This window comes from Pseudoxanthomonas sp. Root65 (assembly GCF_001427635.1).
Lineage (GTDB): Bacteria > Pseudomonadota > Gammaproteobacteria > Xanthomonadales > Xanthomonadaceae > Pseudoxanthomonas_A.
Genome location: NZ_LMHA01000002.1, coordinates 59,622 through 84,305, shown reverse-complemented (window position 1 = coordinate 84,305; position 24,684 = coordinate 59,622). Strand labels below are relative to the sequence as shown.

The following is a 24,684-nucleotide window of genomic DNA, read 5'->3' as shown; positions in this document are numbered from 1 at the left end:
GGCATCATCCCGGCCCGATCTCAGTCGCGCAGCAGGCGCCGGAGCGTGTCGCCATAGCGGCGCGCGATGGCCTCGCGCTGTACATGCCGTCCGTCGACGACGACCTCGCGACCCGCCACGCGCACCTGCTTGACCAGTGGCCGGTTGCCGGCGAACAGCCAGCGGTCCACCAGGTCCTCCGGCATCGCCCCGGCCAGGGCAGGCGCATCCGCATCCAGCAGCACGCTGTCGTCCGCCGCATGCCGGAAACCGGTGGCGTCCGCTGCGCTGTCCTGCACGCCGCGCAGCAGCGTGTCGCCCACGCTGGGCGAGGACGCCGCCACCGCGATGTTGCGGTGGCGCGTGACCAGGCGCTGCCCGTATTCCAGCCAGCGCAGTTCCTCCACCGGCGACACCGAAACGTGCGAATCCGACCCGATGCCCCAGCGCCCGCCGGCCTGCAGGTGGTCGCGCAACGGGAAAAGACCGTCGCCGAGGTTGGCTTCGGTGGTCGGGCAGATCGCCACGGTCGCACCGCGGGACGCGATGCCATGCGTCTCTTCCCGCGTCAGGTGGGTGGCGTGCACCAGTGTCCAGCGCGCGTCGACGGCGAATTCCCGCAGCAACCACTCGACCGGCCGCGCGTCGCGCACCGCCAGGCAGTCCTGCACTTCGCCCACCTGCTCGGCGATATGGATATGGACAGGCGCATCGGACGGCAGCGCCGCCAGTACCTCGCGCATCGCCGCTTCCGGCACGGCGCGCAGGCTGTGGAACGCGCAGCCGACGCGCAGCGATTCGTCCTGCAACGCACGCAGGCCCTCGAACAGACGGAGGAAATCCTCGACGCCGTGGCCGAAGCGCTGCTGGCGCGCCGACAGTTCGCGCCCGTCAAATCCGCCGGTCATGTACAGCACCGGCAACAGCGTCATGCGGATGCCGGTGTCGCGCGCGGCCGCGATCAACGCCTTCGACATGGCGGCCGGATCGGCGTATGGCGTGCCGTCCGGCTGATGGTGGACGTAATGGAATTCGCAGACCGTGGTGTAACCGGCCTCCAGCATCTCGGCGTAAAGCTGCGTCGCCACGGCGTAGGTGCTGTCCGGATCCATGCGCGCGGCGAAGCGGTACATGATTTCGCGCCAGGTCCAGAAGCTGTCTTCCGGATGCGTCTGCCGTTCCGCCAGGCCGGCCATGGCGCGCTGGAAGGCGTGCGAATGCAGGTTGGCGACGCCCGGTACGGACCAGCCGCCGTCGACAGCGGTGGCCAGGCCTGCGGTGGAATCGGGATTCGACATGGCGATGCTTACGGCCGGCGACAGGGGTGCGTTAGGCTACCGCGTCGCCCTCGCCAAGACACGCCCATGGAAATCTCCAGCACGCCCTTCATCGCGATCGCGATTGCGCTGCTCGCTGTCGCCGTTTCGTTGGCGGTCGTGGCCATCGCCGTGCGGGCGCAGGGGAAGAAGACGCGCTCGGCGGACGGTGGAACGGGCGGCGGCGAAGGAGGCGCCGGCCATCACGGCGATGCGGGCTGCAGTGTGGACAGCGGCGGTTGCGGGGATGGAGGCGGTGGCGGCGGTGGCGGCGGTGGCGACTGACCCGATGGACCGCGGCTGGGACGGCGTGCTGGTGAATGCACGCCTGGCCACCCTGACGGGCGATGCAGGCTATGGCGCCATCGAGGATGGCGCACTCGGCTGGCGCGACGGCGTACTGGTCTTCGCCGGTCCGCGCGATGCGTTGCCGGCGCCGCCCGAAACACTGGCGAGCGAGGTCGTCGACGCCCAGGGCGAATGGGTCACGCCGGGCCTGATCGACTGCCATACGCATGTAGTGTTCGGCGGCGACCGTGCCGGTGAGTTCGAACAGCGCCTGCAGGGCGCCAGTTACGAAGACATCGCACGGTCCGGCGGCGGCATCGTGTCGACGGTGCGCGCCACCCGTGCCGCCAGCGAGGACGACCTGCTCGCGCAATCGCTGCCGCGCGCGCGCGCGCTGCGCGATGACGGCGTAACTACGCTGGAAATCAAGTCCGGCTACGGCCTGAACCTGGACAACGAACGCAAGATGCTGCGCGTGGCGCGCAGGATCGGGGACGTCCTCGGCATCACGGTGCGCACGACGTTCCTCGGTGCACACGCATTACCGCCGGAGTATGCCGGCCGCGCGGACGACTACATTTCCGCCGTCTGCGACTGGCTGCCGATCCTGCACGCGGAAGGCCTGGTGGACGCGGTGGACGCGTTCTGCGAGCGCATCGGCTTCACGGCTACGCAGACACGGCGCGTGTTCGAGACCGCCGGCTCGCTCGCGTTGCCGGTGAAGCTGCACGCGGACCAGCTGAGCGATGGCGGCGGCGCTGCGCTGGTGGCCGGCTTCGGCGGCCTGTCCGCCGACCATGTCGAGTACACCTCGGACACCGGGGTGGCCGCCATGAAGCAGGCCGGAAGCGTGGCGGTGCTGCTGCCGGGCGCATTCCATGTGCTGCGCGAAACGACGCTGCCGCCGCTGAACGCGTTCCGCGCGCACGGCGTGCCGATGGCGGTGGCCACCGACTGCAATCCCGGCACCTCGCCGTTGCAGTCGCTGCGGCTGGCGATGTCGCTGGCCTGCACGCATTTCCGCCTGACCCCGGAGGAAGCGCTGCGCGGCGCCACCGTGCACGCGGCGCAGGCGCTCGGCTTTGCCGATCGCGGGCGCCTGGTCGCGGGACAGCGCGCGGACTTCGTGCGTTGGCGGATCGCCCAGCCCGCCCAGCTGGCGTACTGGCTGGGCGGAGATTTGGTGTCGGCCGTGCACGTGGGCGGGCGCGCGGTCACAACGGCCTAGAAAAACGAAAACCCCGGCCAGAGCCGGGGCTTCGTATTCGCTGCCGGACCGGCCGGCGCGGCTGTCTTACGCCTTGGCGACGGCCTTCTTGGCCACGGCCTTCTTGACCGGCGCCTTCACCACGGCCTTCTTGGCGGTGGCGGTAGCGGCCACGGCAGCCTTGGCGACCGTGCTCTTGCGCGCATTGCCGTAGCTGGACGAATAGCGCTTGCCCTTGGCCGTCTTGCGATCACCCTTGCCCATCGTTGTTCTCCTGATTCAATGAATAATCCGCCCGGATCGGGGCGGTTGCGCGGTGACCTCCGGGTACCGGGGGCTGCTCGCGAGGCCGCAAAGCCTATCACAGCGGGGCCTTGCCGGCTCCTGCCGCGCCGGTTCAGTGGGCGCAGCTGGCGTCGTGGACGTGCCAGTGGTTCAGGCGCAGGTTCAGCAGATGGGCCAGGCCCACCAGCATGCCGCCGACCGACATCACGATGGCGTGGGGTACGACCGATGTGTGCAACGGCGGGTACAGCACGCCCACCCACAACGCCGCCAGCCCGACCAGCAGCATGCCCAGCGCGCGGAACACGCGGTGCCGGCGGTATCCCCAGACCAGACTGAAGGCGCCGAGGATGGTCACGAACACCACGAAGACTTCCTCCAGGCTCTCGCCCAACCAGAGCGACAGACCCAGCGAAGGCGCGAGCGCCAGCAACAGCGGCACGATCGCGCAGTGCACGGCGCAGACCAGGGAGCCGACGGCGCCGAGACGATCGAGGAAATGGCGGAAGGAGCGCTTCATGGGGGCCAAGTATGACTTCCGGGAGGGTTATATTGTCACTGTTGGTATAATATAACATCATTCGTTATCTCCCCATGAGTGACCGCAGCCCCATGCCATCCCCCCGTCGCCCCGCCCCCCGCCTGCTCGCCACCGCACTCGCCCTGGCGCTCGCCTCGCCTGCCGCCTTCGCCCAGACCGACGGCGAAGTGAAAGCCAAGGACCTCGACGCCGTCGTGGTCACCGCCTCGCCCTTGAAGGGCAACGCCGAATCCGTGGCGACCCCGGTGGACGTGCTGTACGGCGAAGACCTGGACAAGGCCAAGGCCGGCACCCTGGGCGAGACCGTCGCCAAGCTGCCAGGCGTGCAGACCACCTACTTCGGGACCGGCGTGGGCCGCCCGATCATCCGTGGCCAGGAAGGCCCGCGCGTGCAGGTGCTCTCCGGCGGCCTTGGTTCGATGGACGCCTCCACCGTCAGCGCCGACCATGCGGTCAGCATCGAACCCTTCCTCGCCGACCAGATCGAAGTGCTGAAGGGCCCGGCGACGCTGCTGTTCGGCAGCGGCGCCATCGGCGGCGCGGTCAACGTGGTGGACGGGCGTCTGGCCGAGTCCATTCCCGACCAGCCGCTGAGCGGGCGCGCGGAAGTGCGCGGCAACACGGTCAACGACGAGCGCACCGGCATGTTCCGCCTCGATGGCGTGAACGGGAACTGGGTGCTGCATGTCGACGGCCTGGTGCGCGACACCGACGACTACGACATCCCCGGCGTCGCCATCCTGCACGACCACGAGGAAGGCGAAGAACACGAGGAGGAACCGCAGCCCGAGGGCACCCTGCCCAACAGTTCGGTGAAGACGCGTGCCGGCGCCGTTGGCGCGACGTATCTCGGCGACCGCGGTTACTTCGGCCTGGCCGCCAGCACCTACCGCAGCAACTACGGCATTCCCGCCGGCGCGCATGAGCATGGCGAGGAAGACCACGATCACGACCACGACGGCGAAGAAGACCACGACCACGAAGCGCACGAGGAAGGTCCCGTGCGCATCGACATGGTGCAGAACCGCCTGGACATGAAGGCGGGCGTGTACAACCCGGTCTCCTTCCTGGAAAGCATCAATCTGCGCGCCGCCTGGAACGATTACGAGCACCTCGAACTGGAAGGCGACGAGGTCGGCACGCGCTTCACCAACGAGGGCTACGACGCACGCCTGGAAGCGGTGCAGAAGACCTGGAACGGCTGGCGCGGCGCGTTCGGCCTGCAGTTCGGCAGCACCGACTTCACCGCCGTCGGCGAAGAAGCCTTCGTGCCCTCCACCGTCACCGACACGCAGGGCCTGTTCGTGCTGCAGCAGAAGGACTTCGGCCCGTGGAAGCTGGAGCTGGGCGGGCGCTATGACCAGGTCAAGCTGAAGCCCGAGGATCGCGCGTCCACCGATTTCGATGCGATCAACCTGTCGGCGGCGGCCATCTGGCGCCTGAGCGACGGCTTCGACCTGCGTTTCGGCCTGGACCGCTCCGAGCGCGCGCCGACCAACGAGGAACTGTTCGCCGGCGGCACGCACGTGGCGACCCAATCCATCGAGATCGGCGACACCACGCTCGACACCGAGAAGGGCGTGCGTGCGGAGATCGGCGCGCACTGGCATACCGACCGCGTGGACCTGAAGCTTGCCGTGTACCAGACCAAGTTCAAGGACTTCATCTACCTCACCGATACCGGCGTGGAAGAAGAGGGTTATCCGGTGCGCCTTTGGACGCAGGACGACGCCACCTTCACCGGCGCCGAGGCCGAAGCGAAGATCCAGCTTGCCGACACCGCCGCCGGCGCATGGGACCTGCGCGTGTATGGCGACTACGTGCGCGCGGAGCTCGATGGCGACGGCATGCGGACGGTCGCGTTCGAGGTACCGCACGGCGACCACACCCACGGCTACGAAGTGGAGATCGCGCAGGGCGGCTACCTGCCGCGCATCTCGCCGATGCGCGTGGGCGCGGACTTGGGCTGGTCGCTGGGCGGCTGGCGCGCCTCGCTGGGCGCGGTGCGCTACAGCAAGCAGGACGACGTGGCGCAGAACGAGGAGTCGAGCGACGGCTACACGCTGGTCGATGCGCACCTGGCCTATCGCTGGGATCGTCCGGCGTCGAGCTGGGAGGTGTTCCTGGACGGCAGCAACCTGACCGACGAGGAAGCGCGCCCGCACACCTCGCTGCTGCGCGACTACGCGCCGCTGCCCGGACGGGGCGTGGCGTTCGGCATCCGCGCCTACTTCTGATCCGGCACTGACGTTCCTCCCCCGGGCGGCTGGCCGGCATGGCAGCCGCCCTTCTTGACAGCCATTATGTGCATATACACATAATTAACCGTATTTCCTTTGCGGCGCGCGCGATGACGCCTTCCTCTTCCACCGCCAGGCCCAGTCTGTGCACCTGCTTCCGCCTCAGGCGCGCCAGCCGTCGGGTGACGCAGGTATACGACCACGAACTCGCGGCCGTGGGACTGAGCCTCAACCAGTACTCGATCCTGCGCCGCAGCGAGCGCGAACTGCGCGTGCTGGGCGAACTGGCCGACGAACTGGGCATGGACCGCACTACGCTCACCCGCAATCTGTCGCCGCTGGTGGACGCGGGCCTGCTGGAAACCGTCCGTGGCCGCGACGCGCGTCGGCGCATGATCGGCCTCACGCCGCCCGGTCGCGACCGCTTGGCCGCCGCGAAACCGTGCTGGCAGCGCGCGCAGGCGACCCTCGATGCAATGCTGGGCCAAGCGGGCATCCAGCGCCTGCACCGCGATCTGGATCATCTCGACGATCTGCTGCGGCAACACCTGGGAGAAGCCGCATGAGCGCCACCGCCTCGGGTTCCGCGCCGCGCATGCACTGGGGCCTGCTGATCGCAGCAGCAGCGACGTTGATGATCACCATGGGCGCGCGCCAGACCACCGGCCTGTTCGTTGCGCCGATCCACCGTGACACCGGCATCGGCATCGCCGCGATCAGTTTCGCGCTGGCGATCGGCCAGTTCACCTGGGGTGCGGTGCAGCCGGTATTCGGCGCCATCGCCGACAAGCGTGGTTCCACCGGCGTGCTCGTGCTCGGCGCGTTGCTGCTGTCGCTGGGCCTGGCGCTGACCCCGCACCTGACCTCGCCGTGGGGCCTGATGTTCACGCTGGGGCTGTTGACGGCGGCCGGTGCGGGCGCCGGCAGCTTCTCCATCCTGATCGGCGCCACCGCACAACAGCTTGCACCGGAAAAGCGCTCGTTCGCGGCCGGCTTCATCAACGCGGGCGGATCGCTGGGACAGTTCGTGTTCGCGCCGCTGGTGCAGGCCGTCATCGCGTTCGCGGGCTGGGCCAGCGCGATGTACACGCTGGCGGTCGCCTCGCTGCTGGCCATTCCGCTGGCTTTCCCGTTGCGCAGGAAGAAAGCGGCAGACGCCACCGCGACCACGGCGACCGCCATCGGCGATATCACCCTGAAGCAGCAGATCGCCGTCGCTCTGCGCGACCGCAGCTACTGGATGCTGCATGTGGGCTTCTTCACCTGCGGCGTGCACATCGCCTTCCTGGTGACGCACCTGCCGGGCGAGATCGCGCTGTGCGGCCTGTCGCCCAGCGTGTCCGCGGCATCGATCGCGCTGATCGGCCTGTTCAACGTGGCGGGCAGTCTGGTCGCCGGCGCGCTGGGACAGCGGATGCGGATGAAGTGGATCCTGGCGGCGATGTACGCCAGCCGCGCGGTGATGATCGCGCTGTACCTGATGGCGCCGCCGACGCCCTTGACGTTCTACGTGTTCGCCGCCGCGCTCGGCTTCACCTGGCTGGCGACGGTGCCGCCAACCGCCGGCCTGGTCGGCAAGCTGTTCGGCCCGCGTTACCTGGGCACGCTGTTCGGACTGACCCTGCTGTCGCACCAGATCGGCGGCTTCTTCGGCGCCTGGCTCGGTGGACTGGCACTGGAGCGCTTCGGCGACTACACATGGATGTGGTACGCCGACATGGCATTGGCGCTGATTGCCGCACTGGCCAACCTGCCGATCAGAGAGTCTTCGCCAAAGGCGCTGCCTGCGGCAGCGTAATGCGAGACTTCGTGGGAGCGACGTAAGTCGCGATGGGCCACCGCGGCCCGTCATCGCGACTTACGTCGCTCCCACATTCAATTCGCCACTCCTCACGCCGCCGCGCAGCGCGCGCACAGTCCATGCACTTCCAGCGTCTGCGCCTGCGGCTGGAAGCCGAGCGCCTTGGCGCGTGCATCGAGTGCGGCGACCACGTCGCGATCCTCCAGCTCCACCGCGCTGTGGCAGCGGTCGCAGATGAGGAACGGCACCGAGTGCTGGGCGCTATTGGGATGGTGGCAGGCGACGAAGGCGTTGACCGATTCGAGTTTGTGCACGAAGCCGTTGGCCATCAGGAAGTCGAGCGCCCGGTACACCGTCGGCGGCGCATCGGCGCCGACGCCCTTGGTGGCGCGTACCCATTCCAGCAGTTCGTAGGCCTTCACCGGCTTGCCGGCTTCGGCGATCAGCTGCAGCACGCGCGCGCGGATCGGCGTCAGCCGCAGACCGCGCTCCTGGCACGCATGTTCCACCGCCGCGACGAACGCCTGCGCGTCGTGGACGTGATGGTGCGGGTCGGTGCAGGCGTGGGCGTTCGACATGGGGCGATCCGGAATCAGGCGGTCGTACTACTCTTGATGAGTGCGGCATCGATGCGTTTCAAGGCTTCGTCACGACCGGCCAGGTAGACGGTCTGCGAAATATCGGGGCTGACCTGCGTGCCGGTGATGGCCACGCGCAGCGGCTGCGCCACCTTGCCCATGCCCAGTTCCAGCGCCGCGGCGGCCTCGTGCAGCGCCGTCGATACGCTTTCGGCACTCCATTCCGCCAGCGCCGCCAGAGACTCGCGAGCTTTCGCCAGCGGGGCCTGGGCCGCCGCGACCAGATGCTTGGCCACGGCCGCATCGTCGTAGGTCGTCAGCGGCTGGTACCAGACCACCGCCTTCTCGGCCATGTCCTTCAGCGTCTGCACGCGGTCACGCAGCGCGACCACCACATCGGCCGGCGCAGGACCTGCGGCGAGATCGACGCCCAGCCTTTCCAACTGGTAGACCAGGTGCGGGGCGATGTCCGTCGGCGCATCGGTCTTGAGGTAATGCTGGTTGACCCAGCCCAGCTTGGCCATGTCCAGGCGCGCTGCCTTGGAGTTCACGTCCTTCACGTCGAACAGGTCGATCAGTTCCTGTCGCGAGAACAGTTCCTGGTCGCCATGCGACCAACCGAGGCGCGCCAGGTAGTTGATCAGCGCATGCGGCAGGTAGCCGGCGTCCTTGTACTGCATCACATCGGCCGCGCCGGTGCGCTTGGACAACTTGGCGCCCTCCTCGTCCAGGATCATCGGCATGTGCGCGAACTTCGGCACCGGCGCGCCTAGCGCTTCGTAGATGTTGATCTGGCGCGGCGTGTTGTTGATGTGGTCGTCGCCGCGGATCACCTCGGTGATGCCCATGTCCCAGTCGTCGACGACCACGGCGAAGTTGTAGGTCGGGTAGCCATCGGGGCGGAAGATCACCATGTCGTCGAGTTCGCTGTTGGCGATCTCGATGCGGCCCTTGATCAGGTCGTCGAAGGCCACCACGCCGTCGAGCGGATTCTTGAAGCGGATGACCCGGTTCGGATCGTCGCGGTGCGGCAGGTTCTGCTCGCGCGCGGCGCCGTTGTAGCGCGGCTTCTCCTGCTTCGCCATGGCGGCTTCGCGCATGGCATCGAGCTCCTCGCGCGTCTCGTAGGCGTAGTAGGCCTTGCCGGCGGCGACGAGCTGCTCGGCGACCTCGCGGTAGCGGTCGACGCGATGGGTCTGGTAGATCGGGCCTTCGTCGTAGTCCAGGCCCAGCCAGGCCATGGCATCGAGGATGGCGTCGATGGCCGCCTGCGTGCTGCGCTCGCGGTCGGTGTCCTCGATGCGCAGGATGAAATCGCCGCCGCGATGGCGCGCTTCCAGCCAGCAGTACAGCGCCGTGCGGGCGCCGCCGATGTGCAGATAGCCGGTGGGACTGGGAGCGAAGCGAGTACGGCAGGTCATGGAGAAGCTCACATGCGGAATCCCGCAATTTTACCCTGCGCGCGACGCATTTCCCCCTTCCCCTTCAAGGGGAAGGCTGGGTGGGGATGGCGTTGCGTCTCGTGAACGATCACACCGACACCATCCCCACCCAGCCCTCCCCTTGAAGGGCAGGGCTTAGAATCCGCCCATGACCACGCTCTTCATCTCCGACCTGCACCTGGACGCCGAACGCCCGGCCGTGACCGAGCTGTTCGGCGCGTTCATGCAGCGGGAAGCCCGCACGGCCGACGCGCTGTACATCCTCGGCGACCTGTTCGAGGCCTGGGTCGGCGACGACGATCCCGCGGACACCGGCGCCTACGTCGCCGCCCGCATCCGCGAGGTGGCCGATGCCGGCGTGCCGGTGTTCTTCATCCGCGGCAACCGGGATTTCCTCCTGGGCGATGCCTTCGCCCTGCGCGCCGGCATGCGCATCCTGCCCGACCCGGCCGTCGTCACGCTATACGGCAAGCCGGCGCTGCTGATGCATGGCGATCTGCTGTGCACCGGCGACACCGCCTACCAGGCCTTCCGCGCGCAGACCCGCAATCCGGCCTGGCAGGCGCAGTTCCTGTCGCAGCCGCTGGCCGCGCGACTTGCGTTCGCGGCGCAGGCGCGTGCCGCCAGTGCGGCCCACCAGGGCGGCATGAAGCAGAACGACAAGGTGCAGTTCGAAACCCTCACCGACGTGACGCCGGCGGCAGTGGACGCGGCGCTGGCGCAGTTCGGTATCGACACCCTGATCCATGGCCACACGCACCGCCCGGCGATCCATGACCTCACCGTCGACGGTCGCGCCTGCCGCCGCATCGTGCTGGGCGACTGGTACGAACAAGGTTCGGTGCTGCGGGTGGAGCCGGATGGGATGGCACTGGACTCGCTCTGAGAAGCGACGCCGAACAGGCCTTGCCCATGGGGGGAGCGACGTAAGTCGCGATGACGGCACCGCGGCAGTTCATCGCGACTTACGTCGCTCCCGTACCAGCCCCACCATCGACGTTATGGCGCTTCCAGCGCCGCCAGCTCATCCTCATCGAAACCCGCCAGCAGGCGCGCCTCGATGTTGAACGGCCCATGCAGGTAACCGCCGGCGTATTCCTTCAGCAGTTCGCGGAAACGCGCGCGTGGTTCGATGCCGCGCTGCGTGCAGTACCAGCGGTACCAGCGCGAACCGGCGGCGACATGCGCGACCTCTTCGCGCAGGATCAGGTCGAGGATCGCCACCGTGGTCGCGTCGCCGAGTTCGCGCAGCTTGACGATCATCCCCGGCGTGACGTCCAGGCCGCGCGCCTCCAGCACGCGCGGCACCAGCGCCATCCGCGCCAGACCGTCGTCGGCCGTCTTCTCGGTCATTTCCCACAGGCCGTTGTGCGCATCGAAGTCGCCGTAGTCATGGCCAAGCTCGCGCAGGCGGTCGCGCAGCAGTACGAAATGGCGCGACTCGTCGTGGGCCACGCCTACCCAGTCCGCGTAGAAGTCGTGCGGTAGCCCACGGAAACGGTAGGCCGCGTCCCAGGCCAGGTCGATGGCGTTGAGTTCGATGTGCGCGATGGCATGGATGAAGGCAGCCCTGCCCTGCACGCTGCCCAGTCCGCGCCGTGGCAGATCGCGCGGATGCACCAGCCTCGGTTGCGGCGGACGACCCGGCATGCGGATGGGCTCCGGCGGGGGTGCGTCCTCGGGGATCGCGAGTTCGCCGCGCGCGAAGGCCTGGGCGTACTGCTGCGTCAGCGCGACCTTCGCATCGACGTCCGCCGCATCCAGGCAGACGCGGGCGGCCTCGAACAGCGTGGTCATGCTCGTAACTGCCGCGTCAGCCGACGCGGCGCTTGCGCTTGGCTTCGTCGGAGCGCGCCTGCTCGATGCGCTCGAAGTAGCCCGGCTCGATGCCGGTGACGTACTTGCCGTCGAAGCACGACGAATCGAAGGCGGTCAGGTTCGGGTTGCCCTCGCGCACGGCGGCTTCCAGATCCTCGAGATCCTGGTAGATCAGCCAGTCGCAGCCCAGCTCGTGCTCGATATCCTCGACACTGCGGTCATGCGCCACCAGTTCGTCGGCGGCCGGCATATCGATGCCGTAGATGTTGGGATGGCGCACCGGCGGCGCGGCGCTGGCCAGGTAGACCTTGCGCGCACCGGCATCGCGGGCCATCTGCACGATCTGCTTGGAGGTGGTGCCGCGCACGATGGAGTCGTCGACCAGCAGCACCACGCGGTTGCGGAACTCCAGGTTGATCGGGTTGAGCTTGCGGCGCACCGATTTCACCCGCTCGCCCTGCCCCGGCATGATGAACGTGCGGCCGACGTAGCGGTTCTTGATGAATCCCTCGCGGTACTTCACGCCCAGCACGTTGGAGATTTCCAGTGCGGCGTCGCGCGAGGTGTCCGGGATGGGGATGATGGTGTCGATGTCGTGGTCGGGACGCAGGCGCAGGATCTTCTCGCCCAGCTTCACGCCCATGCGCATGCGTGCCTTGTGCACCGACACGTTGTCGATCATCGAGTCCGGGCGGGCGAAGTACACGTACTCGAAGATGCACGGCGCGTGCTGCGGCGCATCGGCGACGATCTCGCTGAACAGCTCGCCGCGCGCGGTGATGACGATCGCTTCGCCCGGCTGCACGTCGCGCATGCGCACGAAACCCAGGATGTCGAGCGCGGCGGACTCCGACGCGATGATGTATTCCGTGCCCTCGCCGTGCTCGCGCTTGCCCAGCACCAGCGGACGGATGCCGTGCGGATCGCGGAACGCCACCAGGCCCAGGCCCAGCACCACGCTGACCACGGCATAGCCGCCCTTGACCCGGCGATGCACGCCGGCGACGGCGCGGATGGCGGCCTCCGGGCTCAGCGTGCGCTGCAGGTCAAGCTCGTGCGCGAATACGTTCAGCAGCACTTCGCTGTCCGAATCGGTGTTGATGTTGCGGCGGTCCTGCGCGAACACGTCCTGGCGCAGCGACTCGGTATTGATCAGGTTGCCGTTGTGCGCCAGCGCGATGCCGTATGGCGAATTGACGTAGAACGGCTGTGCCTCGTCCATGCCCTCGGAGCCGGCGGTCGGATAGCGGCAGTGCGCGATGCCCACGCGGCCTTCCAGCACGCTCATGGCCTTGGGACTGAAGACGTCCCGCACCAGCCCGTTGTCCTTGTGCACGCGCAGGCGCGTGCCGTCGGCGGTGGCGATGCCGGCGGCGTCCTGTCCGCGATGCTGGAGGACGGTCAGCCCGTCATAAAGCTGGCCGGCGACATTCTGGTTGCCGACGATTCCGACGATGCCGCACATGGTGGATCTACTCCGGTTTCGACGCGGGCGAGGCGGTCGGTGGGGCGCGCTCCTGCGGTGCGCCGATCTCTTCCAGCGGCAGGGGCAACAGGTTTTGCAGGCGCGCATTATCGCCCGCCGGGCGCCCGTTGCCAAAGTCCAGTTCCTGCACAGTCCATTCCGGCAACCATTGCGACAGCCACTGCGCACCGGGCAGCAGCACCGGCACCACCGACGAGCGATGCCATTCAGGTTCGCTCGGCAGATCGGTGAAGGCGGTCAGCAGCAGCACGATGCAGGCGACGAAGGCACCGCGCGCCAGTCCGAGCGCAAGTCCCAGCGCGCGATCCAGGCCGGACAGGCCGACCGACTTGACCAGGTGGCGGATGGCCCATCCGGTCAGCCCGACGAAGATCATCACCCCGACGAAGCTGAGGACGTAGCCGCCAAGGAGTTCGCTTGCCGACGGCTGGCCATCGCTCGAGAGCAGATGGGCGACGTCGGCACCGTAATGGAACGCCACCCAGCCGGACAGCAGCCAGGCGACCATCGAAGCGAGCGCGCTGATGAAACCGCGCATCAGCCCGAACAGGGTCGACACGCCGACGATGGCCAGCAGAGTCAGGTCGAGTGCGCTCACGTGGCTCGCCCGTGGCGTTCACCCATCGGGCGCGCTGATGCCATCAAGGATGCGGGCGGACCATGCCGTCGACGCCGATCTTCGCGGCCACCTGTGTCTTCAGGCGATCCGCATCGGCACGGTTGGCGACAGGTCCGACGCGCACGCGGCTCAGCGTGCCCTTGTCGGTGCGGACCTGTTCGACGAAGGCGCTGAACCCGGCGCCGCGCGCGCGGTCGCGCAGCGCATTGGCATCGGCTGCATTCGAGAACGCACCCAACTGCACGGCGAAACCGGTGCCGGAGGCGGCCGGCGTGGGCAGTTCGGCAGGCTTGGGAGCGGGCGCGGCCGGCGTCGGGGTGGCCGGCGCGGGTTTCGGGTTCGGCGGCGTGGTGGCCACCGGCTTCGTTGCGGCCGCGGCCGGCTTCGGCGTGGGCTTGGCCGGTTCGGGCGGCAGTGCCTGGGTGGTGACGGCAGGCGAGGCGGGAGCGGCGGTCGCCATCGGGGCAGCAGGGGGGGGCGACGGTGCCGTCGGCGTGGCCGCCGGTGCGTCCAGCGTCACCACCTGCGCATTGACGTCGCTACGGATCTTGATGGCATCCAATCGTGCGGCTTCGGCCTGCGGGCGATCCGGATACGGCCCCACGCGCACGCGGAAGGCCGGCTTGCCGTTGATGGTCGCCGGCTCGACGAACCCGGGCAGCTTGGCCTGCGTCACGCGCGCCAGCACGGCATCGGCATCGGCCTGCGTGGCGTAGGCACCGAAGCTGACGGCGAAGTTGCCGCCCGCCGTCGCCGCAGACTGCAACGCGCCTGCGGCCGGTGCCGGCTCCGCGCCGGGCGCAGCGACCTGGCCCTGCAGACCGACGGCACCGGTGGCGGGGGCATTGCCCGGCGTCACCAGCGGCAATTCACGCGTCTCGAATTCGCCACCTGCGGCCGGCGGCACGTCCAGCGGCACGTCGGACACGCCGCTGTCGGGCGCGGGGCCCTTCACCAGCATCGGCAGGAAGATGACGGCCAGCGCCACCAGCACGACGGCACCGATCAGGCGCTGTTTCAGGGCAGTATCCATCCAGGTCCACGTCAGCTGCGGCGGGAATGCCGCGGCGATTATACGGCGCGCCTCGGCGCGCTCCCCGTCATCGACCTGAATGCAGGACCTGCATCGCATCGGCCACGGTGTGGAACGAGCCGAACACCAGCACGCGGTCTCCGGGTATCGAGGCGGCGAGCGCGGCATGCAGTGCGTCGTCGACGTCGTCATGCAGACGTGGCGCATCCAGCCGGGCATCGCCCAGACGGGCCGCGAGCTGTTGGGCCGTCTGCGAGCGCGGGCCCGACACCAGCCCTGCGAGGAACCACTGCAGGGGCATGCCCGCGAACGCGTCGACCACGCCGTGCACGTCCTTGTCGGCCAGCGCGGCGAACACCACGCGGGTGACGCCCGCGATCGGACGCGCCTGTAGCCACGCCGCCAGTTCGCGCGCCGCCTGCGGGTTGTGGCCGACATCCAGCACCACCTCCACGCCATCGCGCTGGAACGACTGCAAGCGGCCCGGCAGCACCGCCTTGGCCACGCCTTCCGCGAAGGCTGCGTCCGGCACGGGCTCGCCCGGCAAGGCGCGCAGTGCGGCGATGGCGGTCGCCGCATTCGCACGCTGCGAAGGTGCGGACAAGGCGGGCGAAGGCAGTTCCAGTTCGGCGCCGACTTCGCGCCAGCGCCAGCGCTGGCTGTCGATCGGTTCGTGGAAGAAGTCGCTGCCCAGCCGCAATGCATTCGCCCCGATCGCATAGGCATGCCGCAGCACGCTGGACGGCGAATCCACCTCGCCCAGCACCAGCGGCTTCCACGCGCGCGCGATGCCCGCCTTTTCGGCGCCGATGGCTTCGCGGTCATGGCCAAGCCAGTCGGTGTGGTCGATGTCGACCGTGGTGATGACGGCGACATCGGGATCGACGATGTTCACCGCATCCAGTCGCCCGCCCAGCCCGATTTCCAACACGGCCAGATCAAGCCCCGCGCGCTCGAACAGCCACAGCGCGGCCAGCGTGCCGAACTCGAAATAGGTCAGTGGAATGCCGGAGCCCTCCCCTTCAAGGGGAGGGTTGGGTGGGGATGGTGTTGCGTCGTTATCGGAAACACGCGCGCTTCGTTCGATCCTCACCCCAACCCCTCTCTCCCACGGGGACTTCCGTTGGTCGCCGGCGGGAGAGGGGCTCACGCGCGCCGCTTCGACGGCTTCGAACGCTTCGACCAGCGAGGCGTCATCCACGTCCACGCCATCGATGCGCACGCGCTCGTTGTAGTGCAGCAGGTGGGGCGAGGTGTACGCACCCACCTTCCAGCCGGCGGCACGCGCGATGGCCTCGACGAAGGCCACGGTCGAGCCCTTGCCGTTGGTGCCGCCGACCGTGATGACGCGAACGGCGGGCGTGCCCAGCGACAGGCGTGCGGCGACCTCGCGCACGCGTTCCAGGCCCATCTCGATGGACTTCGGGTGCTGCTGTTCGATGTACGACAGCCAGTCATGCAAAGACTTCATGGGACCTCAGGGAGCTTTCGCTACAGGCACCTGGAATGAGCACGATGGACGCTCCCTCTCGCAGTCGCGCGCCCGAATCCCGGCACCCTGCCCGAATCGCACGGGAAAGACTGCCATTGCCTCGATCTTCCGCGACCCTTCGATGCGAGGACAAAAACGCCAGCCCTGCACTGCATGGACCGCTGACTGATCGAGCGCACGGTCACCCGACGAAGCAGCAATGCGCGCGTGATGGGCATTCCCATGCGCATCCACCCGCACCAGCACCCACGCCTCGCCCACCACGCCCTTGACTGCTTGCGCGTCGGGGTAAGCGGGCGCTGGACCGCATCGGTACATCGCGTCATGGAACGCCCCCAGGTCGAGGGCATGACCCATCACGGGGAGCATGGCCGGCAGGCACAGCATCGGCGCCACCAGGACCGCATGACGACGACGCGACGCCATCTACAGCGCCCGATGCTTCGCTTCGCCGAAGAACGGCGTGTGGTGCGCGCAATCGTTGAGACGCACCACTTCGAGCTGATCGACGGAGGGGCCTTCCAGCAGGTTGAGCGTGGTCGGGGCCTGGCGGAAGGTCCATAGCTTGGCGATCGGCAGGCCGAGGATGCGGCACAACAGGACGCGGTTGACCGCGTCGTGCGCCACGATCAGCAGCGTGTCGTCATCACCCAGGCCCTCGGCGGCGCGCGCGAGCCCGCGCCACGAGCGGTCGAGCACCTGGCGCAGCGACTCGCCGCCGGGCATCAGCACAGTATCGGGCTCCTCGCGCCAGGCGAGCAGGCGCGCCGGGTCCTTGTCCTGGATTTCGCTGGCGAGCAGGCCTTCCCATTCGCCATGGGCGATTTCCTGCAGTTCGGGATCGGTGAGCAGCATGTCCGCACGCGCATCGCCCAACGCCAGTTGCGCCGTGCGCTGCGCACGCGACAGCGGCGACGCCACCGCGCGATCGATGCGCACGTCCTTCAACCGCTGGCCCAGCGCTTTCGCCTGGCCTTCACCGACCGGCGAGAGCGGGATATCGATCTGGCCCTGGTAACGGCCTTCGGCGTTCCACGGCGTTTCGCCGTGGCGGGCAAGCAGGATGCGCATGCGTCGGTGTGTCCATTCGGAAAATTCGGTTCGTTTCCTGAAGCCGGAAACGAAGACGGGAGCGGATGATAACCGCTCCCGTCCCGTGTCTGCCGACCGTTGCAGCTGTTACTTGCCGACGCCCATTTCCGTCAGCAGCTGCGGCGCCGGATAGACCTCCTGCATGATCCAGCGCAGGTAACGCCCGTCCACGGCGATCATGCGAGTCATCTTCGGATCGAACACCCAGTTGGAGCTCACCGACTCCCAGTTGCCGTCGAAGGCCAAGCCGATCAGCTTGCCGTGCGCATCCAGCACCGGCGAGCCGGAATTGCCGCCGGTGATGTCCAGGTCCGACAGGTAGTTCACCGGCACCGACCCCAGGCGCTTGTCTTCCAGTCCGCCATAGCGCTTGGCCGCCACCGCGTCGAGCAGCGCCTTCGGCGAGTCGAACGGATCCTCGCCGGTCTCCTTGGCGACCACACCTTCCAGCGTGGTGAACGGCGTGTACTCCACGCCGTCCTTCGGCGCGTAGCCCATCACGTTGCCGAAGGTGATGCGCAGCGACAGGTTGGCGTCCGGATAGACGAACTCGCCCTGGCTCTTCTTGTAGTCCGCCAGTGCCTGCAGGTAGACCGGGCGCGCGGCCAGGTTCTCGCCGGCACGCGTCTTGCGCTCCTGCTCCAGTTGCAGCAGCGTCGGCATCACCGCCACGGCGTACTGGATGGCCGGGTCCTTGCTTGCCTCGAAGGCCTTGCGGTCGGCGGCGAACCACTTCAGACGCTCGTCGGTGCTGCCGAGCTGGGTACCGGCAAGGCGATCCAGCGCACGCTTCACCGCGGCGGCATCGTTGCCGCCCAGCCACGTGTCGACGGCGGCGACACGCTGGTTGGCGGGCAGCGTGATGTACTGGTTCAACCAGTACTCCTGCAGCTGACGATCCATCGCCGCCACGTAGCGACGCTCGAGCTGCTTCTGCGCGCCCTCGATGGCGGGCAGGTCGCGCTCCTGGTAACCGGATTCGCGTTCGGCATTCGGCTTCTCGCGCTCGATCGCCAGGCGGTACAGCTGCGTGGCCGAGCCCACCATCGCGGTGTTGTTGAACATCGCCAGGGTCAGGTCGCGCTCGCGCGTGGTCTTGTTCTGTTCGAGCAGCGCCAGCAGCTTGGCGTGGGCGTCCAGCGCCGGCTGGCCCTTGGCGCCCTGCCCCTTCAACCATGCCAGCACGGCAGCTTCCTCGCGCTGCTTCTGGCCTGCGGCGTCGATGCGCTTGAAGCCCTCCAGCTGCCCGTCGTAGTTCTTGCTGGTGTTGTTCCAACTCGCCATGGTCGCGGCGTACTTCACCTGGATGTCGGCGTTCTTCTTGCCGGCCTCCTGCACCATCGCGATCTGCTGCTTGTAGTGGCGTGCGATGGTCGGATACGTCCACGCGGCGGTGTTGTCGAATTCGGCCGCCAGCGCATAGCGGTTGGTCGAGCCCGGGTAGCCGGCGACCATCACGAAATCACCCTCGCCCAGCGGCTTGTCGGCGAACTGCAGCCAGTGCTTGGGCCGGTACGGCACGTTGTCCTTCGAGAAGGCGGCCGGCTTGCCGTCCTTGCCGACGTACGCGCGGTAGAACGCGAAATCGCCGGTGTGGCGCGGCCACATCCAGTTGTCGATGTCGCCACCGTACTTGCCCACGCTGCCCGGCGGGGCGTACGCCAGGCGCACGTCCTTGATCTCCAGGTTCTTGAACAGGCGGTAGGTGTTGCCGCCGGAGAAGCTGTAGAGGCGGCAGCGGAAGCCCGCATCGGCCTCGCAGTCGGCGATCAGCTTCTTCTCGAAGGCCTCCAGTGCCTTCGTGCGCGCGAGTGGGTCATTGCCGGCCGAGGCGATGGCCGCCTGCGCGTCCTTGGTGACGTCGGTGATCTCGTCCAGCACGAACACGCGCGCATTCGGCCCGGCACTGACTTCATCGGTCGTGGCCGGCGCGTTGAAGCCGTTCTTGATGAGGTTGTTCTCGGCGGTCGAATTCAGCTGGATCGCCCCGTAGGCGCAGTGATGGTTGGTGACCACCAGGCCGTTCGGCGAGACGAAGCTGGCCGTGCAGCCGCCCAGCGCCACCACCGCGCCCATCGGGTTGCCGGTCAGGTCCGACAGCTGCTGCGGCGACAGTTTCAGGCCGGCCTTCTTCAGCGGTCCGGCGATTTCGGGAAGCTGTTGCGGCACCCACATGCCCTCGCCGGCATGAGCGATCTGGGCGGCGAGCAGGGACAACGGAACCGCGATGGCGGCGGCGAGCAGGTTCGGACGCATGGAAACCCCGGGACTGGCAGGAAAGTTCCGATTGTAATGAACCCGTCATCCGGGCCACCCATGACTTATGTCCTACCCGACCGCGCCCGGACCGTCGCGGGAGCTCGCCACAGGGGGCCATGGGGCAGGGGCGTATAATCCGCGCCCTCATTCCCTGGATTCACGCCCGATGGCACAGACGATGAAGGCGCTGGTGAAGCGCGAGGCCGGCAAAGGCATCTGGATGGAGGAACTGCCCGTCCCGCAGCCCGGCCCCAACGAGGTGCTGGTCAAGCTGGAGAAAACCGCCATCTGCGGCACCGACCTGCACATCTACCTGTGGGACGAGTGGAGCCAGCGCACCATCACGCCCGGTCTGACCATCGGCCACGAGTTCGTCGGCCGCATCGCCCAGTTGGGCTCGGCGGTGACCGGTTACGACGTGGGCCAGCGCGTTTCCGCCGAAGGCCATATCGTTTGCGGCCATTGCCGCAACTGCCGTGGCGGTCGCCAGCACCTGTGCCCCAATACCGTGGGCATCGGCGTGAACCGCAACGGCGCCTTCGCCGAGTACATGGTGATGCCGGCCAGCAACCTGTGGCCGATCCCGGACCAGATCCCGTCCGAACTGGCCGCGTTCTTCGACCCGTACGGCAATGCGACGCACTGCGCCCTGGAGTTCGATGTGGTCGGCGAGGACGTGCTGATCACCGGCGCCGGCCCCATCGGCATCATCGCCGCCGGCATCTGCAAGCACATCGGTGCGCGGAACGTGGTGGTCACCGACGTCAACGACTTCCGCCTGAAGCTGGCCGCCGACATGGGCGCCACCCGCGTGGTCAACGTGGCCAACACGTCGCTGAAGGACGTGATGGCCGACCTGCACATGGAAGGTTTCGACGTGGGCCTGGAAATGAGCGGCAACCCGCGCGCGTTCAACGACATGCTCGACTGCATGTACCACGGCGGCAAGATCGCGATGCTCGGCATCATGCCCAGGGGCGCCGGCTGCGACTGGGACAAGATCATCTTCAAGGGTCTCACCGTGCAGGGCATCTACGGCCGCAAGATGTACGAGACCTGGTACAAGATGACGCAACTGGTGCTGGGCGGTTTCCCGCTGGGCAAGGTACTGACCCACCAGCTGCCGATCGACGACTTCCAGAAGGGCTTCGACCTGATGGAACAGGGCAAGGCCGGCAAGGTGGTGTTGAGCTGGAACTGAGGCCGCCGACCGTTGGGTGAAACAGAAAGGGCGCCTTGCGGCGCCCTTTTTGCTTTTCTTGCGGAAACGGGTCGATCAGTTGCCGACGCTGAGCGAGAACACCACGCGGTCCTCGGCCCAGTTGCCGAAATTCGTCTCACCGTGGCTGTCGGTACCGACATAACCGAGGGAGGCCGTCACCGCGCCGAACGACTTGCTGAACGTGACGCCGTAGTCGGTGTAGTCGTCGTACGCCAGCTTCTCGCTGATGGTGGTGTGGCCCACGTTGAGCGCCACGGAGAAATCCCTCGGCAGGTCGTACGACGCACCCAACGCGTAATAGAAGCTCTCTTCGTCCAGCCCGAAGAAATCGTCCGTGTAGGCGACCGTGGCGCTGTAGTTGTCGAAGAACGAGGTCTTGGTGATCAGTTCGACGAAGTTGCCGCCGGCCGCATCCGGATAGGTGTAGCGATTGAGCATCACGTCGAAGTTGACCTGCTCGCTCAGGTCGACGTTGTAGCCGACGAAGTAGTCGACTTCGAAATCCGGCTTGTTGGTACCGAAGTCGACACCCGATCCCCAGATGCCCGCGTACAAGCCAATGGGCGAGGTGTAGGTGATGCCGGCCTGTGCGGTGGGATCCTCGTCGCTCTGCGACACGCCGCGGAACACGTAATCGGACGTGGCGGTCAATGACCAGCTGATGGGGGACTCTTCTTCCTCGGCGTCCTGCGCGAAGGCGGACATGGGCAGGGCCAGCAGCAGGGCGGTGGCGAGGGCGGTGGCGAGTTTGACGGGCTTCATCCGGAGTCTCCTGATCGATGGGCGGACGGGGCGGCGGCCGTGATCCGGTAGCGGACCGTAATCACAGCTTCACGGTTTTTTAACTGCAGCCCGATAGTGCGCCGCACCAATCGCTGGCGTCAAGTGCTGGATGAAACCTCCGGAAATTGGTTTCTTTTTCAATCAATTCAGCGGCTTATGCCGCATCATGCTGGTGCCGGCGCACCGTTGCGGGGAAACCATCCGAACCGTTTTGGTGCCAAGCGTACCGGCTGTCCGGGTAGCGTCGCGGGCCCCTCGCGGTCGGCGGGGAGGTCCACGTCGACCTCTGCCCCACTGTCCGCCAGCCGGGCGCGCAACCGCAGGCGCGGCCCCGTCCGCTGCGCATCGATGATCGTGGCCGGCCACGCGGGCAGACCCGACGCGTCCACCAGATGCAGATCCTCGGGCCGCACGTAGACCTCCGCCTCGCCATCGCCCGCGTCGCCACGCGGCTGCAAGGGCAGGCCCGCGACATGCAGCGCCCCGGCTTCCCACCGGCCGGGCACCCGGTTCACCGCGCCCACGAACGAATAGACGAACGGTGATGCGGGCGCATCGTAGGCATCGGCGGGACTGGCCAGCTGCTCGATGCGTCCGCGGTTGAGGATGGCCACGCGGTCGGCGAGTTCCAGCGCTTCTTCCTGGTCGTGGGTGACGAAGACCGTGGTCAGGCCGGTACGGTCGTGCAACTCGCGCAGCCAGCGGCGCAGGTCGCGGCGTACCTGCGCGTCGAGCGCGCCGAAGGGTTCGTCCAGCAGCAGCACGCGCGGCTCGATGGCCAGGGCGCGTGCCAGCGCCACGCGCTGGCGCTGGCCGCCGGACAGTTGCGCCGGATAGCGCGCACCGAAGCCCTCCAGCTGCACCAGCGAAAGCAGTTCCGTCACGCGTGCACGGATCGTCGCATCGGGCACGCGATCGCGGCCCCTGCGTACACGCAGGCCGAAGGCGATGTTCTCCTCCACCGTCAGATGGCGGAACAACGCATAGTGCTGGAACACGAAACCGGCGCGCCGCGCTTGCACGCTGAGGCGGGTCGCGTCCTCGCCATCGAACAGCACGCGTCCGCGGTCGGCATGTTCCAGGCCGGCGATCACGCGCAGCAGCGTGGTCTTGCCCGAGCCCGAGGGCCCTAGCAGGGCCATCAGTTCGCCCTGGCGGATCTCCAGCGAAACGTCATCCAGCGCCGCGAAGTCGCCAAACCGCTTGCCGAGATGTTCAATCCTGATCGTCATGTCCTGCACTCCTGCTTGTTCTTTTTTCGCCACGGATAAGGGCAAAAGGACCGGATGAAAACGATGTGGCTCCCTCTCCGGTACGCTTCCTGGCATCTTCGCCTTATCCGCTTCTTTCGCTCTGATCCGTGTCGAAAAATCTTGTCGCCTCAGTGCCGATGGTTGGCGGCCAGCGCTTCACCGTGGCGCCATTCCAGCCAGGTCTTCAGCACCAGCGTGACCAGCGCGGTCAGCGCCAGCAGCGAAGCCGCCGCGAAGGCCGCGCTGTACGCGTACTCGTTGTAGAGGATCTCCACGTGCAACGGCAGCGTGTTGGTGCGGCCGCGGATGTGGCCCGACACCACCGACACTGCGCCGAACTCGCCGAGTGCGCGCGCACTGCACAGCAGTACACCGTACAGCAGCGCCCAGCGGATGTTCGGCAGCGTCACCCGCCAGAACGTCTGCCAGCCGCTGGCGCCCAGACTGAGCGCTGCCAGCTCCTCGTCCGTCCCCTGCTGCTCCATCAGCGGCATCAACTCGCGCGCGATGAACGGGAAGGTCACGAAGATCGTCGCCAGCACGATGCCCGGCAGCGCGAAGATGATCTTAGGCAACTGCAGGTGCAGATCACCCAGCAGTGGCAAGGTGAGATGCCAGCCTTCGTCGATCAGCGAGTACGCCCAGCCCTGCGCGCCGAAGATCAGCACGTAGATCAGGCCCGCCACCACCGGCGACACTGCGAACGGCAGGTCGATCAGCGTGACCAGCCAGCGCTTGCCGCGGAACGTGTGCTTGCTGACCGCCCACGCCGCCGCCACGCCGAAGACGAGGTTGAGCGGCACGACGATCGCGGTCACCAGCAACGTCAGCTGCACCGCCGCCAGCGCGTCCGTTTCGCTCACCGCGGCCACGAACGCCGTCCAGCCGCCACGCAGCGCTTCGACGAACACCAGCGCCAGCGGCAGCAGGAGGAACGACAGCAGGAAGCCCAGCGCACCCAGCACCAACAGCACCTGTACCCAGACGGGTTCGGTGGTGGCGGCATGCCGGCGGACGGGACGGACGGGCGCTTCCACGGCGGACGACTCCGGAGGAATGGCGATGACGGCGGAGATAGCGTCGCCCATGTTAGCCCCCCGCCCGCTTGCCGGTGCGCTGCAATCGCGCCTGCAGGGTGTTGATCAGCAGCAGCAGCGCGAACGACAGCAGCAGCATCGCCGCCGCGATCGCCGTGGCGCCTTCGTAATCGAATTCCTCCAGCTTGATCGTGATCAGCAGCGGCGCGATCTCGGACACGCCCGGCAGGTTGCCGGCGATGAAGATCACCGACCCGTACTCGCCCACGCCGCGCGCAAAGGCCAGCGCGAAGCCGGCCAGCACCGCCGGCCATAGCGTCGGCAGCACGACATGGCGCACGGTCTGCCATCGGCTCGCGCCGAGCGTCGCGGCCGCTTCTTCCAGTTCGCTCTCGATCTCCGCCAGCACGGGCTGGACCACGCGCACCACGAACGGCAGGCCGATGAACACCAGCGCCACGGTGATGCCGAGCGGCGTGTACGCAACCTTGATGCCGGCCGTTTCAAGCCATTGCCCGATCCAGCCAGTCGGTCCGTACAGCGCCGTCAACGCGATACCGGCCACGGCCGTGGGCAAGGCGAACGGCAGGTCGATCATCGCGTCGAACACGCGCTTGCCCGGGAAGCGGTAACGCACGAACACCCACGCCACCAATGTGCCCATCACGGCATTGAACGCGGCGGCGGCAAGCGCGGTACCGAAGCTGATCCGCAGCGCCGCCAGCACGCGCGGCTCGCTCCAGATAGCCCAGATGCCGGCCAGCCCCAGTCCACTGGCCTTGACGAAGACGCCGACCAGCGGAATCAACACGATCAGTCCCAGCCAGGCCAGCGTATAGCCCAGGCTGAGGCCGAAACCGGGAAGGACGCGTCTTGCACGCGTCCTTCCCGCCCACGGTTGCACTGCCGCCAC

24 protein-coding genes are annotated in these 24,684 nt (G+C 67.7%); 7 read left to right on the top strand and 17 right to left on the bottom strand.

The features are described 5' to 3' along the window. Positions 1-20 precede the first annotated feature (20 nt). Positions 21-1,277, bottom strand: coding sequence for a formimidoylglutamate deiminase (locus ASD77_RS10840; protein ID WP_055941422.1), 1,257 nt, complete (start codon positions 1,275-1,277; stop codon positions 21-23). 66 nt (positions 1,278-1,343) lie between these two features. Here ASD77_RS10840 and ASD77_RS10835 point away from each other — a divergent pair, with 66 nt between their 5' ends. Together ASD77_RS10835 and hutI are read left to right on the top strand one after the other, a co-directional pair. Continuing rightward, on the top strand, positions 1,344-1,580 hold the full coding sequence (locus tag ASD77_RS10835) for a hypothetical protein (protein ID WP_055941421.1): 237 nt from the start codon (positions 1,344-1,346) through the stop codon (positions 1,578-1,580). A 4-nt stretch (positions 1,581-1,584) separates the two neighbouring features. Continuing rightward, positions 1,585-2,811: an imidazolonepropionase gene (gene hutI, locus ASD77_RS10830; RefSeq protein ID WP_055943305.1), complete on the top strand. Its 1,227-nt coding sequence runs from the start codon at positions 1,585-1,587 to the stop codon at positions 2,809-2,811. 66 nt (positions 2,812-2,877) lie between these two features. Here hutI and ASD77_RS10825 read toward each other — a convergent pair whose 3' ends face one another. Further along, positions 2,878-3,054, bottom strand: a complete 177-nt coding sequence (locus ASD77_RS10825) for a 30S ribosomal protein THX (RefSeq protein WP_055941418.1) — start codon at positions 3,052-3,054, stop codon at positions 2,878-2,880. Between the two features lie 133 nt (positions 3,055-3,187). Next, a complete protein-coding gene (locus ASD77_RS10820) occupies positions 3,188-3,595 on the bottom strand; it encodes a MerC domain-containing protein (RefSeq protein WP_055941416.1) in 408 nt (135 codons plus the stop codon). Between the two features lie 92 nt (positions 3,596-3,687). Here ASD77_RS10820 and ASD77_RS10815 point away from each other — a divergent pair, with 92 nt between their 5' ends. The 3 genes from ASD77_RS10815 to ASD77_RS10805 all read left to right on the top strand — a co-directional run bounded on the left by ASD77_RS10815 (position 3,688) and on the right by ASD77_RS10805 (position 7,654). Then, positions 3,688-5,853, top strand: a complete 2,166-nt coding sequence (locus tag ASD77_RS10815; RefSeq protein ID WP_055941414.1) for a TonB-dependent receptor — start codon at positions 3,688-3,690, stop codon at positions 5,851-5,853. A 113-nt stretch (positions 5,854-5,966) separates the two neighbouring features. After that, positions 5,967-6,422: a MarR family winged helix-turn-helix transcriptional regulator gene (locus ASD77_RS10810; protein ID WP_055941412.1), complete on the top strand. Its 456-nt coding sequence runs from the start codon at positions 5,967-5,969 to the stop codon at positions 6,420-6,422. Continuing rightward, positions 6,419-7,654 (top strand): MFS transporter, encoded by a 1,236-nt coding sequence (locus tag ASD77_RS10805; RefSeq protein ID WP_055941410.1) that lies wholly within the window; start codon positions 6,419-6,421, stop codon positions 7,652-7,654. The genes ASD77_RS10810 and ASD77_RS10805 overlap by 4 nt, the downstream gene beginning before the upstream one ends. A 92-nt stretch (positions 7,655-7,746) precedes the next feature. On the opposite strand, the gene ASD77_RS10800 is transcribed toward ASD77_RS10805, so the two are convergent. Then, positions 7,747-8,235, bottom strand: coding sequence for a Fur family transcriptional regulator (locus ASD77_RS10800; protein ID WP_055941408.1), 489 nt, complete (start codon positions 8,233-8,235; stop codon positions 7,747-7,749). A gap of 14 nt (positions 8,236-8,249) precedes the next feature. Then, positions 8,250-9,656, bottom strand: coding sequence for a glutamate--tRNA ligase (gene gltX / locus ASD77_RS10795; RefSeq protein WP_055941405.1), 1,407 nt, complete (start codon positions 9,654-9,656; stop codon positions 8,250-8,252). 169 nt (positions 9,657-9,825) lie between these two features. Between gltX and lpxH the strand changes: the two genes are divergently transcribed. Beyond that, positions 9,826-10,563 carry a UDP-2,3-diacylglucosamine diphosphatase gene (gene lpxH / locus ASD77_RS10790; protein ID WP_055941403.1) on the top strand — a complete coding sequence of 246 codons (738 nt, stop codon included), beginning with the start codon at positions 9,826-9,828 and terminating at the stop codon, positions 10,561-10,563. 113 nt (positions 10,564-10,676) lie between these two features. Here the strand turns inward: lpxH and ASD77_RS10785 are convergent, their stop codons facing one another. The 8 genes from ASD77_RS10785 to ASD77_RS10755 form a co-directional block, all read right to left on the bottom strand. Next, positions 10,677-11,474: a ferritin-like domain-containing protein gene (locus ASD77_RS10785; protein ID WP_055941401.1), complete on the bottom strand. Its 798-nt coding sequence runs from the start codon at positions 11,472-11,474 to the stop codon at positions 10,677-10,679. 16 nt (positions 11,475-11,490) lie between these two features. Then, entirely contained in the window at positions 11,491-12,960 is a 1,470-nt protein-coding gene (purF, locus tag ASD77_RS10780; RefSeq protein ID WP_055941400.1) for an amidophosphoribosyltransferase, read from the bottom strand. Positions 12,961-12,967: 7 nt separating this feature from the next. Further along, positions 12,968-13,579, bottom strand: coding sequence for a CvpA family protein (locus tag ASD77_RS10775; RefSeq protein WP_055941398.1), 612 nt, complete (start codon positions 13,577-13,579; stop codon positions 12,968-12,970). Positions 13,580-13,622: 43 nt separating this feature from the next. Next, positions 13,623-14,633: an SPOR domain-containing protein gene (locus ASD77_RS10770; RefSeq protein WP_055941396.1), complete on the bottom strand. Its 1,011-nt coding sequence runs from the start codon at positions 14,631-14,633 to the stop codon at positions 13,623-13,625. Positions 14,634-14,700: 67 nt separating this feature from the next. Continuing rightward, the gene (locus ASD77_RS10765) at positions 14,701-16,044 is read right to left on the bottom strand and encodes a folylpolyglutamate synthase/dihydrofolate synthase family protein (protein WP_082563325.1); all 1,344 of its coding nucleotides are present in this window, start codon (positions 16,042-16,044) and stop codon (positions 14,701-14,703) included. Positions 16,045-16,110: 66 nt separating this feature from the next. Further along, positions 16,111-16,551 carry an energy transducer TonB gene (locus ASD77_RS17760; RefSeq protein WP_082563253.1) on the bottom strand — a complete coding sequence of 147 codons (441 nt, stop codon included), beginning with the start codon at positions 16,549-16,551 and terminating at the stop codon, positions 16,111-16,113. Continuing rightward, the gene (locus tag ASD77_RS10760; RefSeq protein ID WP_055941392.1) at positions 16,552-17,196 is read right to left on the bottom strand and encodes a histidine phosphatase family protein; all 645 of its coding nucleotides are present in this window, start codon (positions 17,194-17,196) and stop codon (positions 16,552-16,554) included. It lies immediately after the preceding gene. A 108-nt stretch (positions 17,197-17,304) separates the two neighbouring features. Then, the gene (locus ASD77_RS10755) at positions 17,305-19,473 is read right to left on the bottom strand and encodes a S46 family peptidase (RefSeq protein WP_055941390.1); all 2,169 of its coding nucleotides are present in this window, start codon (positions 19,471-19,473) and stop codon (positions 17,305-17,307) included. A 169-nt stretch (positions 19,474-19,642) separates the two neighbouring features. Here ASD77_RS10755 and tdh point away from each other — a divergent pair, with 169 nt between their 5' ends. Further along, entirely contained in the window at positions 19,643-20,677 is a 1,035-nt protein-coding gene (tdh, locus tag ASD77_RS10750; protein WP_055941388.1) for an L-threonine 3-dehydrogenase, read from the top strand. 75 nt (positions 20,678-20,752) lie between these two features. On the opposite strand, the gene ASD77_RS10745 is transcribed toward tdh, so the two are convergent. From ASD77_RS10745 to cysT, 4 genes are all read right to left on the bottom strand, one after another. Beyond that, positions 20,753-21,460: a TorF family putative porin gene (locus ASD77_RS10745; protein ID WP_055941386.1), complete on the bottom strand. Its 708-nt coding sequence runs from the start codon at positions 21,458-21,460 to the stop codon at positions 20,753-20,755. Positions 21,461-21,645: 185 nt separating this feature from the next. Then, positions 21,646-22,713 carry a sulfate/molybdate ABC transporter ATP-binding protein gene (locus ASD77_RS10740; protein WP_055941384.1) on the bottom strand — a complete coding sequence of 356 codons (1,068 nt, stop codon included), beginning with the start codon at positions 22,711-22,713 and terminating at the stop codon, positions 21,646-21,648. A gap of 149 nt (positions 22,714-22,862) precedes the next feature. Next, a complete protein-coding gene (cysW, locus tag ASD77_RS10735; RefSeq protein ID WP_055941382.1) occupies positions 22,863-23,822 on the bottom strand; it encodes a sulfate ABC transporter permease subunit CysW in 960 nt (319 codons plus the stop codon). A gap of 1 nt (position 23,823) precedes the next feature. After that, entirely contained in the window at positions 23,824-24,684 is an 861-nt protein-coding gene (cysT, locus tag ASD77_RS10730) for a sulfate ABC transporter permease subunit CysT (RefSeq protein WP_055941380.1), read from the bottom strand.